The following is a 14,748-nucleotide window of genomic DNA, read 5'->3' on the forward strand; positions in this document are numbered from 1 at the left end:
CTGCCGCCATGAACCGTGGCACGAGCGACCGGCGCCCGCGAACCGGGCACACCGGCCCCGACCCGGCCGGGATCGACTGGAACGCCCAGCTCCTCGATCAGCTGACCTTCCACTGGGAGCACCTGCTGCGGCCCCGGCTCGCCGGGCTCACCGACGACGAGTACCTCTGGGAACCGGTACCCGGTATGTGGAGCGTGCGCCCCCGGGGCGCGTCGGTGACCCCGCCGGGCGCCGGGTCCGGGGACCGGGTGCTCGACTTCGCATTCCCGGCACCGGAGCCACCGCCGGTCACGACGATCGCCTGGCGGCTGGTGCACGTGATCGTCGGGGTGTTCGGGTTGCGGGTGCACGCGCACTTCGGCGGCCGGCCGGTCGACTTCGACTCGCACGTCTGTGCGGCCACCGCCGCCGGGGCGCTCGCCCAGCTCGACGAGGCCTACCACCGCTGGACCGAGGGGGTCGCCGCGCTGGGCGTCGACGGGCTGGCCCGGCCCTGCGGGCCCGCCGAGGGCCCGTACGCCGACGCGCCGCTCGCGACGCTGGTCCTGCACATCCACCGCGAGGTCATCCATCACGGCGCCGAGATCGCCCTGATGCGGGATCTGTACGCGGCCTCGCCGCCCGTGCGTGGTTGACGCGGCCAGAGCCGCGAGAACCACGCACGGCGGGCGGGTCACCAGTTCCAGTTACGCATGTCGCGCTCCTTTCCCGAGTGTTTCCGGCAGTTTTCTGACGCGGTCACCAGTTCCAGTTACGCATGTGTTCGACCCCTTCCGGCTGTTCGCGACCTTCGTCCGTTCGGCATCCGATTCACCAGTTCCAGTTACGCATTCCGCTGCACCTCCTCACGCATGGATCCGGACGCCCACCCCCGCTCCCGGGTCGGCCGGGAGACACCGCGGGTTCGTCACTGTCCGCAGCCCTGACACTCTTATGGGTGAGATCCGAGCACCAGGGTAAACACGACTTCGCCACGTCAGGGACACTGTCGATCTTCACGGGGCGATCTGCCGGGCCGTCCGCGATCTCACCGCAGGCCGATGCTGCCCCGCTGACCAGCATCGAGTCCGAGCTGCCGGCCGCTATGCTCGACGAAGGAAACGATCAAAGGTTCGGCACCCTTGTCTGGAGATCCGTCGGCATCCGGCGCCCGGGTTCCGGGCACCGGCGACGCGGTGCGCCGCCGACCGTTCTGGCTCCTGCCGCTGCGTGTGCGCCTCCTGCTGATGGTGGTCGAACTGACCGCCGTCGTGCTCGTGGTGGGCGAGATTCTGCTGCGTGGCCAGGAACTGCTCGAACTGCGGGTGTGGATGGTCGGTGCGACCCTTCTCGTCGCGGCCGCCGTGCACGCCGAGCTGTCGCTCGGGGCCGAACGGATGCGTCGGCGCATAGCCGAAACCCGTTACATCGACCTGAGCTCGGTGTGGACGTTCGCGGCCGCCCTCGCCCTGCCCGCCGCGGCGGCGGCCGCCACCGTCGTCGCCGTCTACACGCACCTGTACTTCCGGGTGTTCCGCCCGGCGGGCACACCACTGCACCGGCAGCTGTACTCGACCTCCACCGTCGTCCTCGCGGTGTACCTGGTCGTGGCGCTGCGGGAGCTGACCGGTGTCCACGACGACTACGCCTCGCTCACCGGCTTCCTCACCCTCGTGTGCTGCCTGCTGGCCTACACCGCGACGAACACGCTCCTGGTCGTGGGCGTGATCCGGCTGTCCCAGCCGCGTTCGACGTTCCTGGCGATCCTGGCCGGCGGCGAGATCGCGCTGGAGATCGCGACGCTGAGCCTGGGGGCCCTGGTGGCCGTCGTGGCCCTCCCCGAACACTGGCCACTGCTGGCCCTGCTGATTCCGCCGTTGCTGCTGCTCGAACAGACCACGCTGGTCCGCCAACTGGAGAACAAGGCCGACACCGACCCCAAGACCGGCCTGCTCAACGCCGACGCCTGGCGGGCCAGGGCCACCCGGCTGCTCGCCGCGGCCCGTCGCGACCGGGTCGCGGCCGGCGTCCTCATCCTCGATCTCGACCATTTCAAGGTCGTCAACGACCGGCACGGCCATCTCGTCGGGGACGCCGTCCTCGCCTCGGTGGCCGAGGTGCTGACCGCGGAAGTCCGTGGCACCGACGTGGTCGGCCGGTTCGGCGGCGAGGAGTTCGTCGTCGCGATGGGCACGATGAAGCAGGACCCGGCGGCCGGGGCGGCGGCGGTGCACGAGATGTGCGAGCGCATCCGGCACCGGGTGGAGTCGCTGAGCGTCGAGGTGACCTCCCTGCAGGGCGCCGCGCGCATCGACCGGCTCAGCGTGTCGGTGGGCGCGGCCGTCCAGCCCGGGGCGGGCACCGAGCTCGACCGGCTGCTCGCGGCCGCCGACGAGGCGCTGTACACCGCGAAACGAGCCGGGCGGAACCGGGTCCGGATCCGCGGCACCGGGCGGTCCGGCCCCGCCCGCTGAACGCGGTCCGGCGCACGGGACCGGCGGTACCCTCCACCGGGCCCGCGGCCGGCAGCGCTACTGCTCCCGGCTGATCCGCTTCAGCACCGGCGGCAGGTCACCGGAGTGCAGCACGCCGAGGCGCTGGGTCGCCCGGGTGATCGCCACGTAGAGGTCGTTGAGGCCGCGCGGCGACTCGGCGAGGATCTCCTGGGGCTCCACCACGACCACCGCGTCGAACTCCAGGCCCTTCGATGCGGCGACCGCGAGCACGACGACCGCGGCGTCCAGCTCCTCCGGGTCGGTCTCGGCGTCGAGGACCCCGGCCGCGAGGAGCGCAGCCCGGGTCGGGGCCACCCGCGCGGCCGGGACCAGCACCGCCGTCCGGCCCTCACCGACCGCGTCCCGATCGGCGGCGATCCGCTCGGCCAGCACGCGGTCCCGGCCGGGGCCCTCGGCCGGGAGCGCCGCCGCCCACGGCGGGACCCCGGTCGAGCGGACCGACGACGGCGGTTCCAACGACGGGTCGATCTCGGCGAGCACGTCGTCGGCGACGTCGGCGATCTCGGCCGGGGTGCGGTAGTTGACGGTCAGCTGCTCCAGCCGCCACCGGCGCGCCACGAACGGCGACAGCACCTCGTGCCACGATCCGGCGCCACCCCGGTCACCGGTCTGCGCGATGTCCCCGACCAGCGTCATCGACCGGGCGGGCGCCCGGCGCATCACCATCCGCCAGGCCATCGCGGACAGCTCCTGCGCCTCGTCGACGATCACGTGACCGTAGGTCCACTCGCGGTCCGCGGCGGCCCGCTCGGCCGTCGAGTCGTAGCGGGCGACCTGCATCCGCTCGGCGAGCCGGTCCGCGTCGATGATGTCGGTGGCCCGCAACAGCTCCGGGTCGAGGTCCTCCTCGAGGTCGAGCACGTCGAGCACGCCCTGGGCGTACTCGACCTCCTCGCGCAGCGCGGCGGCCTCGGCCGCGGCCTGCGCGGCACCGTCGTCACCGAGCAGCTCGGCCGCCTCGTCGAGCAGCGCCACGTCGGCGGCCGACCAGCGCTGCTCGTAGGGCACCTCCGGGCCGGGCGCGTCGCGCTCCAGCAGCGCGCGCTCGGCGGCGGGGATGCGGCGGGCCACCGAGTTCAACCGCCTCCGGTCGGCGAACAGCTCGGTGAGCAGCTGCTCCGGCGACAGCGTCGGCCACAGCTGCTCCAGCTCCTGCTGCACCGCGGGGGACTCGGTCAGCTCGTTGCGGATGTCGTCGACGTCGAGCCGGTCCAGCAGTCCGGACTCGCCGCCACCGACCCGGCGAGCGACCTGCTGGGCGAGCAACCGCAGGAGCTCCTTGCGGAAGATCCGGCGGGCCTCGTTGTGCGGTTTGCGCGAGCGCCGGGCCCTGGTCCGGGCCTGGGCGACCGTGTCGCGGTCCAGCACGACCCGTTGCTGCTCCACCACCAGCTCGATCGGCTTGCGCGGCAGCTGCTGGCGGTCCCGCACGGCGGCTGCGACGACCGCGGCCAGGTCGACCCGGCCCTTCAGCTCCGCGGTCGCCGGATCCTCCGGACGGCGGGCGTCCAGACCCGGGTAGAGCTGGGCGACGGTGCCGAGCACCACCGAGGTCTCCCCCAGCGACGGCAGCACCTGCCCGATGTAGCGCAGGAAGGTCGGGTTCGGCCCGACGACGAGCACACCGCGCCGGGCGAGCCGGTCGCGGTGGGTGTAGAGCAGGTAGGCGGCGCGGTGCAGCGCCACCGCCGTCTTGCCGGTGCCCGGGCCGCCCTGCACGACGAGCACCCCGGACGGTTTGGACCGGATGATCCGGTCCTGCTCGCCCTGGATGGTGGCGACGATGTCGCCCATCCGACCCGTGCGTGCCTCGGACACCGCGGCCAGCAGCGCCGCCTCGCTGGTCAGCCCCGCCCCGGCCCGGGCCCGCTCGTCGTCGCTCATCTCGGCGAGGTTGAGCGGCTCGTCGTCGATCGCGACGACCTGACGGAGCCGGGTCCGCAGGTGCCTGCGCCGGCGCATGCCCTCCGGGTTCGCCGCGGTCGCGGTGTAGAACGGCCGGGCCGCGGGGGCCCGCCAGTCCATCAGCAGCGGCTCGTACTCGTTCTGCTCGTCGAGCAGGCCGATCCGGCCGACGTACCGGACCTCGCCCCCGTCGGCGTCCAGCCGCCCGAACGCGAGACCGTGCTCGGCGGCGCGCAGCGCGGCGAGCTTGTCCGCCAGCAGGGCCGCGGCCGCGTCGCGCTGGGTGATCGCCTGCGGGGTGCCGACGGTCTCCTCACGCAACGTGTCGGTGAGCCGCCGGGCGGTGTCACGGCGACGGTCCTCGAGCTGCTCGTAGAGCATGCCGACGTAGGCCTGCTCGTGGCGCAGCTCCGGGTCGGGCTCCGGTTCCGGCCCGCTTCCGGGCGGGTCGACGGACGGGTCGGGAGTGGGTTCGGGCACGGCGCGGGGATCCTCCACCGAGGGGGCGAGCACGGTCGCGGCACCTGCCGGTGCGGGCCCTCCACGGACCCCGCCGTCGTCGGGCGACGCGACGTATCAACGTACCAGCGCATCGCGGGGGGCTCGCCACCGTTCCGCCCGGCCCCCGTGCCGCACCACGCGACGGGCCCCGGCGCGGACCGGCACCGGTCCGCGCCGGACGCGTCAGCTGCGCTGGCGCGGCGCCCGCCCGGCCGGCTGCTCCACCGGCTCCACCCACTCGGTGGGCGGCGTCGCCGCGCTCACCGGGCCCTCGCCGTCCAGCGCGATCGGTTCGTCGTGGTGGCGCAGCCGCATCGGCGCGCCGTCGAGCAGCTGGTACTCCACCTCGTCCGGGGTGATCGTGACCCGCAGCCTGCGGCCCTGCCACTTCAACCCGAACGAGACCCGCGACAGCGAGGCGGGCAGCACCGGCGCGAACGACAGCCCGTCGGCCTCGCAGCGCATCCCGCCGAAACCGAGCACCACGGCCGACCAGGTGCCCGCCATCGACGCGATGTGCATGCCGTGGTCGGTGTTGCCCGCGAGATCGTGCAGGTCGACCAGGGCGGCCTCGGCCAGGTACTGGTGGGCGAGCTCCAGGTGCCCGGTGCGGGCGGCGAGCACCGCCTGGGTGCACGCCGAGAGCGAGGAGTCCCGCACCGTGATCGCCTCGTAGTAGGCGAAGTTGCGGCGCTTCTGCTCGTCGGTGAACTCGTCCGGGAAGATCTGCATCGCCAGCACGAGGTCGGCCTGCTTGACGACCTGCTTGCGGTAGAGGTCGAAGTACGGGTAGTTGAGCAGCAGCGGGTACCGCTCGGGCGGGGTCTCGTCGAAGTTCCACAGCTGGTGGTCGGTGAAGCCCTCGGACTGCGGGTGCACCCCCAGGCGCTCGTCGAACGGGATCAGCATGGCGGTCGCCGCGTCCCGCCAGGACGCGATCTCCTCCGAGTCCACACCCAGCCGGGCCGCCGAGCGCGGGTGCTTCGCGGCCACCTCGGCGGCGTAGCGCAGGTTCTGCCGCGCCATCAGGTTCGTGTAGACGTTGTTGTCGGCGATCGAGGAGTACTCGTCCGGACCGGTCACCCCGTCGATCCGGAAGTTGCCCGCGGAGTCGTGGTGCCCCAGCGAGCGCCACAGCCGGGCGGTGGCCACCAGCAGCTCCAGGCCGACCTCCAGCTCGAACGCCGTGTCCCCGGTCGCGGCGACGTGCCGCTTCACCGCGTCGGCGATGTCGGCGTTGATGTGGAACGCCGCCGTCCCGGCCGGCCAGTAGCCCGAGCACTCGTGGCCGCGGATCGTCCGCCACGGGAACGCCGCACCCTTGAGCCCGAGCGTCTCGGCCCGTTCGAAGGCCTGCGGCAGGATCGAGCGGCGCCAGCGCAGCGCGTCGGCCGCGGCGTCCGGCGCGACGAACGACAACACCTGCAGGCAGAACGTCTCGGTGTCCCAGAACGTGTGCCCGTCGTAACCGTCCCCGGTCAGGCCCTTGGCCGGGATGCAGCGACGCTCCGCCCGGGCACCCGCCTGCAGGATGTGGAACGTGGCGAGCCGGACGGCCTGCTGCAGCTCGGCGTCGCCGTCGATCTCGACGTCGGCGGTGGCCCAGAAGTCGTCGAGGTACTCGCGCTGCTCGCGGACCAGGCCGTCCCAGCCGGTGTAGCGGGCGGCAGCGAGCGCGGCCCGGACCTGGTCGTAGACCGCGGGCAGGCTGCGCCGCGAGGACCAGCCGTAGGACAGGTACTTGATCACGCGCAGCGTCTCGCCGGGCCGGACCCGGGCGATGATCGTGGTGCGGGCCAGGTCCTCGTTGGCGTCGGTGCTGATCTGGATGCCCTCGGGCCCGCTGACCTCGTGCTCCATCGCCGCGCCGCAGCGCAGCCCGGACTTGCGGGTGCGGTGCACCAGGGTCGCGCCGGCCTCACCGGCCCGGGACTGCTCGGGCTCCAGGACGTTGTCCAGCGCGGTGTCCAGTCGCGGGTCGTCGGCGTCGCGGCCGGGGAGCTGCTCGTTGGCGACCAGCTCGGACTGCAGCACCAGCAGCGCACCGTCCGCGTCGGAGTGGCCGGTGTCGACGAGCTCGACCTCGTAGCAGATCGCCGCGATCGCCCGCTGGGTCAGCGACACCAGCCGGGTCGAGCGGACCTGCACGGCGCGGCCGGCCGGCGACTCCCACTCGACGTCGCGCTCCAGGGTGCCGGACTGCATGTCCAGCACCCGTTCGTGCCGGCGCAGCGTGCCGTAGCGCAGGTCGAACGGCTCGTCGTCGACCAGCAGCCGGATCAGCTTGCCGTTGGTGACGTTGACGATGGTCTGCCCGGACTCGGGGTAGCCGTAGCCACCCTCGGCGTAGGGCAGCGGGCGGACCTCGTAGAACGAGTTCAGGTAGGTACCGGGCAGCACGTGCGGCTCGCCCTCGTCGAGGTTGCCGCGCAGGCCGATGTGCCCGTTGGACAGGGCGAACACCGATTCGGTCTGCCCCATCGCGTCCAGGTCGAGGCGCGGCTCACGGACCACCCACGGCTCGGTGGTGAACGTGGGCAGGTGGTCGGGCTTCACGAGCGCTCCAGCAGGTCGGCGAGATCGGTGACGACGACGTCCGCGCCGTGCTCACGCAGGGCGGCGGCCTGGCCGAGGCGGTCGACGCCGACGACGGCGCCGAAGCCTCCCGCGCGGCCGGCCTGCACGCCGGCCAGCGCGTCCTCGAACACCACCGCGGCGGACCGGTCGACATCCAGGTCGGCCGCGGCGGCGAGGAAGGTGTCGGGTGCGGGCTTGCCGGGCAGGCCGCGTTCCCGGGCGGTGACGCCGTCGACCCGGTGGTCGATGAAGGTCTCCAGCCCGGTGACCCGCAGGATCTGCTCGGCGTTCGCCGAGGAGGACACGACGGCGGTGGCCAGCCCGGCCTCCCGGACGGCCTCCAGGTAGCGGCGGGACCCGGGATACACCTGCACCCCTTCGGTGATCTTCACCTGGACCAGGTCGTTCTTGCGGGTGGACAGGCCCCACAGGGTCTCGGTGTCCGCGCCGTCGGACGGGTCGCCCTCGGGCAGTTCGATCCCGCGCGAGGCGAGGAAGCTGCGGGTGCCCTCCAGGCGGGGCTTGCCGTCGACGTAGGGACCGTAGTCGGCGGTCACGTCGAACGGGACGAACCCGGCGCCGTCGCGGGCACGCAGGTACTCGTCGAACATCTGTTTCCAGGCGGCGGCGTGCACGCTCGCCGTGTCGGTCAGCACACCGTCGAGGTCGAACAGGCACGCGCGGGTGCCGTCGGGGAGCCCCAGCATGGCGCGCACGCTATCCGGATCGATGAAGGTCCGTCGCCCCCGGGGAGTTCACCGCGTACCCACCCGGCCGGATCACGACCCGGCCGGAGCGTCCAGCGGCAGGCTGAACAGGACGAACGGGGCACGGGCGGCATCCGTTCGGCCCACCTCGCTGATCTCGATCCGGCACTGCGGCCCGTCCGGGCCGGTGACGAGCAGCACATGCACCGCCCCGCCGCCCGGGACCGGTTCGATCTCCTCCTGCACGCCGCGGCGCACCGCGGCGAGCACCGACAGCGGTACGACGGCAGACCCGGGATCGACGCCGGCCCGTGCCGGATCGTCGATCTCGGCGCTGAGCCGGGCGCCGAACCGGGCCCGTTCGATCTGCAGGTAGGCACGGACGGCCGCCAGCTCCTCGTCCAGCCGGATGGTGGGTTCCTCGGCACGATCGGCGGCCCGGGACAGGTCGGCGAACCCGAGCAGCAGCTCCCGGGCCCGCGGCGGGTCGGTGCGCACCAGCGAGGCGATCGTGTTCAACGTGTTGTAGACGAAGTGCTGCTCCAACCGCCGCGACAGCGGCCCGTGCCACGGGCCGGCGGGCTCTGCCGTGCGCGGCGCGGGCTCGGCGGAGGCGGCGGGCCCGCGCCCGGTGGCCTGCCGGGGCGGGGCGGCCGCCGGTGGGGTGAGCTCGTCGAGCAGCTCGTCGTCGCGCTCGTCGTCGGGCACCAGACCCCGCCAGGACGGCAGCGCGAGCCGGCCGGCCGCCGTCCGGCCCCGGTGCTCGACCGCGGCGGTCAGCCCGGGTGCCAGCCAGCGGGCGTTCTCGGCGATCCCGTCGGGCACCGCGGAGGGCGGCGCACCGGGCGGGGCGGCGAGGATCGCGGCGGCGTCGGCGTCCGCGGCGCCGATCCCCACCCGGCCGACGTAGCGCGGTCCGTCCGGTCCGGGCAGCGCCAGCAGCACCGCGGCGATCCGTTCCGGCCGCCCGGGCGCCGGTACCCAACCGGCGACCAGCACCTGCCTGCGCCTGCGCAGCGGCACCCGCAACCAGTTGCGGGTACGCCTGCCCGGCTGGTACGGCACGTCGAGCCGCTTGAGGTGCAGGCCGTCCAGTCCGTACTGCTCGGCGGTGCGGACCACCAGCTCCGCCTCGTCCAGCCCGAACGACGGGGGCACCAGGATCGCCGGCCCGGCCAGCGCCAGTTTCTCCAGCTCCGCCCGCCGGTGGCGGTAGGGCAGCTCCAGCACGCGGCGCCCGTCGCACCACAGCAGGTCGGTCACGACGTAGCCGACCGGCACCTCCGCGCGCAGCGCGGCGTCCGGGGCGAGCGTCGCGGTGCGGCGCAGCAGCGGCCCGCGCGAGGGGCGGCCCGCCTCGTCGAGCGCGACGACGGTGCCGTCGAGGACCAGCCCGCCGGGCGGGGCCTGGTCGGCCAGCACGGCGAGCTCGGGGAACGAGCCGGTGACGCTGCGTGCCGTCGAGGAGAGCAGCCGGACCCGACCCCCGCGCACATAGGCGACGCAGCGATGCCCCTCCCAGCCGAACTCGACGGCCCACCGCGCCGGGTCGGTGGCGTCGGACAGCTCGCCGGTCGCGGGCAGCATCGGCGGGACGAGATCGGGCATGGTCGGGCGGATGCCACCCGACTCCCCTCCCCCGGTCACGGGCCCACGGTAGTCCGGAGTGCGGCGCCGGGCTCCGGCCGCGGTCACCGCGGCCGGGTGAGCGGGCACAATCGGGGTCATCATGACGCTCACCGACCGGCTCCCCCGCACCACCGGCCCCGACGACCCGATCGACCCCGCCGACCTGGTGGAGGTCTTCGCCGACTGGGCGTTCGACGAGCGCGGCCTGTCGCTGTACCCGGCGCAGGAGGAGGCGCTGCTGGAACTGGTGACCGGCGCGAACGTCATCCTGTCCACCCCGACCGGTTCCGGGAAATCGCTGGTCGCGATGGGCGCGCACGCCGCAGCCCTGGCCCGCGGGGAGCGGACCTTCTACACCGCGCCGATCAAGGCCCTGGTCAGCGAGAAGTTCTTCGCGCTGTGCGAGGTGTTCGGCGCGGACAAGGTCGGCATGCTCACCGGTGACGCCGCGGTGAACGAGAAGGCCCCGATCATCTGCTGCACCGCGGAGATCCTGGCCAACCTGGCGCTGCGCACCGGATCGGGCGCGGACGTCGGGTCGGTGGTAATGGACGAGTTCCACTTCTACGCCGACCCGTCCCGCGGCTGGGCCTGGCAGGTGCCGATCGTCGAGCTGCCCCAGGCGCAGTTCCTGCTGATGAGCGCGACGCTGGGCGACACGACGTTCTTCGCCGAGGACCTGACCCGGCGCACCGGCCGGGAGACCGCGGAGATCAGCTCGGTGGACCGGCCGGTGCCGCTGCACTTCCGCTACGTCGTCGAGCCGCTGCACGAGACGATCACCGAGCTGCTCGCCACCCGCGAGGCGCCCGTCTACATCGTGCACTTCACCCAGCAGGCCGCCGTGGAGCGGGCGCAGGCTCTGATGAGCGTGAACGTCACGTCCAAGGAGGACAAGGCGGCGATCGCCGAGACGATCGGAGCGTTCCGGTTCACCTCCGGCTTCGGCCGGACGCTGTCCCGCCTGGTGCGGCACGGCATCGGGGTGCACCACGCCGGGATGCTGCCCCGCTACCGGCGCCTCGTGGAGACCCTCGCCCAGGCCGGGCTGCTCAAGGTCATCTGCGGCACCGACACGCTCGGCGTCGGGATCAACGTGCCGATCCGGACGGTGCTGTTCACCGCGCTGTCCAAGTACGACGGACGCCGGGTCCGCCCGCTCAAGGCCCGCGAGTTCCACCAGATCGCCGGCCGGGCGGGCCGGGCCGGGTACGACACCGTCGGCACCGTGGTCGCCCAGGCACCCGAGCACGACATCGAGAACGCGAAGGCGCTCGCCAAGGCCGGTGACGACCCGAAGAAGCGCCGCAAGATCCAGCGCAAGCAGCCGCCGGAGGGCTTCGTCGGCTGGTCGCAGACCTCGTTCGAGAAGCTCCAGCAGGCCCGCCCCGAACCTCTGACCAGCCACTTCGAGGTCACCCACGCGATGCTGCTGAACGTGATCTCACGCGGCGGGGACACCTACGCCGCGATGCGGCACCTGCTCACCGACAACCACGAGCCCCGCCCGCGGCAGCGCAAGCACATGCTCCGGGCGATCGCGATCTACCGGGCGCTGCGCAGCGCCGGCGTCGTCGAGGAGTACCGGGTGGACGGTGCCGAACGGCCGCGCGTCCGGATCGTCGACGAGCTGCAGCTGGACTTCGCGCTGAACCAGCCGCTGTCGCCGTTCGCGCTGGCCGTGTTCGAGCTGCTCGACCAGGAGTCCCCGGACTACGCCCTCGACGTGCTCTCGGTCGTCGAGTCCACCCTCGACGACCCACGGCAGATCCTCGCCGCGCAGCAGAACAAGGCGCGCGGTGAGGCGGTCGCGGCGATGAAGGCGGACGGGATCGAGTACGAGGAGCGGATGGCCCGCCTCGAGGAGGTCACCCACCCCAAGCCGCTGGAGGAGATGCTGCACGCCGCGCTGGAGACCTATCGCCGCGGTGCGCCCTGGGTGGCCGACGCCGTGCTGTCGCCCAAGTCGGTGGTGCGCGACATGAGCGAGCGGGCCATGACGTTCACCGAGTACGTCTCGTACTACCAGCTCGCCCGCTCCGAGGGCCTGGTGCTGCGCTACCTCGCCGACGCCTACCGGGCGCTGCGGCAGACCGTCCCCGAGCACGCCCGCACCGACGAGCTCACCGACCTGATCGAATGGCTGGGGGAGCTCGTCCGCCAGACCGACTCCTCGTTGCTCGACGAGTGGGAGAAGCTCGCCGCGGGCGCCGACACCGACGGTGGCGACGGCGAGGTCACGCCACCGGGTGCCGACGTCGGACTCGCCGCACCGGCCGGGGTGACCGGCAACGTACGCGCCTTCCGGGTGCTGGTCCGCAATGCGATGTTCCGCCGGGTGGAGCATCTCGCGCTGGGCCGCTACGAGGAGCTCGGCGCGCTCGACGCCGACGCGGGCTGGACGGCGCAGCGCTGGCGGGAGGCCGCGGCGCCCTACTTCGAGATCCACGACCGGATCGGGTTCGGCCCTCGGGCCCGCGGCCCGGAGTTCTTCGACCTCACCGAGGAGGCCGACCGCTGGCTGGTCCGCCAGGTGCTCGACGACCCGGCGGGCGACCGGGACTGGGCGATCACCGCCGAGGTCGACCTCGCGGCCTCCGACGAGGCAGGTGAAGCGGTCATCTGGGTGACCGGGGTGACGGACGGCGCACAACCGGAGACGACCGGCCCCGGGGCGTAACCCGGTCGGCCCCCTCGCAGGCATCGGATCGGTTACGGTGTTCCCCGATCGAGAGGGCAGTCCCTCCACCGGAGCGAACGGGGGTCGGTGGATGCAGCAGGCCGACGTCGCCGCTGCATGCGCCGACCACGGCCGGGCCCTGGCCGTCGAGGCGATCTCCGGCCCGTCGGAGCTCGCGGCCGCGTGGACCACCGCATTGGCCCGCCGGTGCCCGCAGCCCGCGGCGGAGCTGCGTCCCCTGCTGGAGCAGCTCGCCGATCGGTTGCACCGGGCCGCGACGGCGCAGACGCTCGTCCCGGCCGAGGTCGCCGATGCAGGCCGCGAACTGGTCGATGCCCGGATCACCGACCCGGCCTGCCTCGAGACCACCCTGTCCGTGCTCGGCGCGCACCTGGAACGGGCCGCCGACACCGCAGGACGGGTCCGGCGCCTCGCCGCGGTGCAGGCGGCGTTCGTCCGCGGGTTCACCGACGCGCTGCGGCTGCAGGTGCTCGCCGACCAGGAGCAGGTCACCCGGGCCGCGCTGGACGCCCGCCGGGTCGCCGAGCGGGCCCGCTGGGCCTCCGAGACCCGGTTCTCGGCGATGTTCGAGTCCGCCGCCGTGGGGATTGTGATCTTCGACTCCTCCGGCCGCTCGATCGAGGCCAACGACGCCGCCGCGGGGATGCTCGGCTACTCCCGCGAGCAGCTCACCGGGATGGGCGTCGCCGACTTCGTGCCCGTCCGGCAGGCCCCCGAGCTCTGGGCCGAGCGCGCGCGGCTGCTCGACGGGTCGCTCGACCGGTTGCGTGTCGTGCGGCCGGTGCGCCGTGCCGACGGTGCCGAGATCTGGATCGATGCCGTGGTGACCCCGCTGCGCGAGGACGACGGCTCGACCGACCACCTGGTCGCCGTCCTCAGCGACGTCACCGAGCAGCGTGAGCTGCAGCAGCGGCTGGAGCACCAGGCGACCCACGACCCGCTCACCGGACTGCCCAACCGCTCGCTGTTCATCGAGCGGCTCGCCGCGGCGATCGCCGACCACGCCGGCACCGGCACCCGGCCCGGCATTTGCTACCTCGACCTGGACGGCTTCAAGGTCGTCAACGACACCCTCGGCCACCAGGCGGGCGACCGGCTGCTCGCGGTCCTCGCGGACCGGTTGCGTGCCTCCCTGGAACCGGAGGGCCACCTGGTGGCCCGGATGGGTGGCGACGAGTTCGTGGTGCTGGTGCCGCGCACCGCCGACCGTGCCGATCTCGAGGAGATCGCGGGCCGTGCGCTCGGCACCGTGCGCAGGCCGGTCCGGGTCGACGGGCGGGACATCATCATCTCGGCCAGCGTCGGTGTCGTGCGGCACGACGGCGAGCTGGGTGCCGACGAGCTGCTGGCCGCCGCCGACACCACGCTGTACTCCGCCAAGCGGGCCGGGCGCGGCCGCTACGTGCTCTACGACCGGGAGCGGCACCGTTCCGACGTCCGGCGGTTCGAGTTGTCCTCACAGATGCCCGAGGCGCTGCGCCGTGACGACTTCGTGGTGGTGTACCAGCCGCTGGTCCGGCTCGCCGACGAGCAGACCATCGGGGTGGAGGCGCTGGTGCGCTGGCAGCGCCCGGACGGCGAACTGCTCGGCCCGGACCGGTTCATCCCGCTCGCCGAGGAGACCGGGCTGGTGGTCCCGCTCGGTCGCCGGGTGCTCGACGAGGCGTGCCGGCAGGGCCGCACCTGGGCCGACGCGCACCCGGACCAGCCGCTGCTGGTCAGCGTGAACGTGGCGGCCCGCCAGATCGTCGAATCCGACCTCGTCGCGGACGTCGCGACGACCCTGGAGCGGCACGGCTGGCCCGCCGAACGCCTGCAGATCGAACTCACCGAGTCCGACCTGATGGGTTCGCCCGGACGGCCGCCCGCGACGCTGCGCGAGCTGGAACGGATGGGGGTGCGGATCGCCATCGACGACTTCGGCACCGGCTACTCCAACCTCGCCTACCTGCGCCACCTCCCGGTGCACGTGCTGAAGCTCGCCGGGCACTTCCTCGCCGGTTCCGCCGAGCGCGACGACGTCATCCTGCGCACGCTGATCTCGCTGGCCTCGGCGCTGGACCTGGAGGTGACCGCGGAGGCCGTCGAGACCCGGGAGCAGGCGCTGCGGTTGCGCGAGTACGGCTGCGCGAACGCGCAGGGCTGGTACTACGCGCCCGCGGTCGTCCCGGAACGGGTCCCGGAACTCCTCGGGGACCCGTTCCTGCGCGACCCGGCCTGAACCGGCCGCCGG

Annotated in this window: 8 protein-coding genes; 4 read left to right on the top strand and 4 right to left on the bottom strand. The window is 73.4% G+C overall.

Annotation, left to right across the window (positions count from 1 at the left end):
• The first annotated feature begins 8 nt into the window (after nucleotides 1–8).
• Together AB0J24_RS01800 and AB0J24_RS01805 are read left to right on the top strand one after the other, a co-directional pair.
• Complete coding sequence (locus AB0J24_RS01800; RefSeq protein WP_358673839.1) at nucleotides 9–635, top strand: DinB family protein; 627 nt, start codon at nucleotides 9–11, stop codon at nucleotides 633–635.
• A gap of 540 nt (nucleotides 636–1,175) precedes the next feature.
• A complete protein-coding gene (locus AB0J24_RS01805; RefSeq protein WP_358673842.1) occupies nucleotides 1,176–2,453 on the top strand; it encodes a GGDEF domain-containing protein in 1,278 nt (425 codons plus the stop codon).
• Nucleotides 2,454–2,510: 57 nt separating this feature from the next.
• On the opposite strand, the gene AB0J24_RS01810 is transcribed toward AB0J24_RS01805, so the two are convergent.
• The 4 genes from AB0J24_RS01810 to AB0J24_RS01825 form a co-directional block, all read right to left on the bottom strand.
• A complete protein-coding gene (locus AB0J24_RS01810) occupies nucleotides 2,511–4,781 on the bottom strand; it encodes an ATP-binding domain-containing protein (RefSeq protein WP_358674367.1) in 2,271 nt (756 codons plus the stop codon).
• Between the two features lie 303 nt (nucleotides 4,782–5,084).
• Complete coding sequence (locus tag AB0J24_RS01815) at nucleotides 5,085–7,457, bottom strand: glycoside hydrolase family 65 protein (protein WP_358673845.1); 2,373 nt, start codon at nucleotides 7,455–7,457, stop codon at nucleotides 5,085–5,087.
• Nucleotides 7,454–8,185 (bottom strand): beta-phosphoglucomutase family hydrolase, encoded by a 732-nt coding sequence (locus AB0J24_RS01820; RefSeq protein ID WP_358673848.1) that lies wholly within the window; start codon nucleotides 8,183–8,185, stop codon nucleotides 7,454–7,456. The genes AB0J24_RS01815 and AB0J24_RS01820 overlap by 4 nt, the downstream gene beginning before the upstream one ends.
• Before the next feature lie 72 nt (nucleotides 8,186–8,257).
• Complete coding sequence (locus AB0J24_RS01825) at nucleotides 8,258–9,832, bottom strand: histidine kinase (protein WP_358673851.1); 1,575 nt, start codon at nucleotides 9,830–9,832, stop codon at nucleotides 8,258–8,260.
• Between the two features lie 82 nt (nucleotides 9,833–9,914).
• On the opposite strand from AB0J24_RS01825, the gene AB0J24_RS01830 reads away from it, so the two are divergent.
• Nucleotides 9,915–12,494, top strand: a complete 2,580-nt coding sequence (locus tag AB0J24_RS01830; RefSeq protein ID WP_358673854.1) for a DUF3516 domain-containing protein — start codon at nucleotides 9,915–9,917, stop codon at nucleotides 12,492–12,494.
• Between the two features lie 91 nt (nucleotides 12,495–12,585).
• Nucleotides 12,586–14,736, top strand: a complete 2,151-nt coding sequence (locus tag AB0J24_RS01835; RefSeq protein ID WP_358673856.1) for an EAL domain-containing protein — start codon at nucleotides 12,586–12,588, stop codon at nucleotides 14,734–14,736.
• The last annotated feature ends 12 nt before the right edge of the window (nucleotides 14,737–14,748 follow it).

This window comes from Pseudonocardia sp. NPDC049635 (assembly GCF_040659795.1).
Lineage (GTDB): Bacteria > Actinomycetota > Actinomycetes > Mycobacteriales > Pseudonocardiaceae > Pseudonocardia.

Excerpts from the sequence above, each read along its gene's own strand:
- AB0J24_RS01800 (WP_358673839.1), top strand. The coding sequence starts at position 9 with ATGAACCGTGGCACGAGCGACCGGCGCCCGCGAACCGGGCACACCGGC.
- AB0J24_RS01810 (WP_358674367.1), bottom strand. The coding sequence starts at position 4,781 with ATGCTCTACGAGCAGCTCGAGGACCGTCGCCGTGACACCGCCCGGCGG.
- AB0J24_RS01820 (WP_358673848.1), bottom strand. The coding sequence starts at position 8,185 with ATGCTGGGGCTCCCCGACGGCACCCGCGCGTGCCTGTTCGACCTCGAC.
- AB0J24_RS01830 (WP_358673854.1), top strand. The coding sequence starts at position 9,915 with ATGACGCTCACCGACCGGCTCCCCCGCACCACCGGCCCCGACGACCCG.
- AB0J24_RS01835 (WP_358673856.1), top strand. The coding sequence starts at position 12,586 with ATGCAGCAGGCCGACGTCGCCGCTGCATGCGCCGACCACGGCCGGGCC.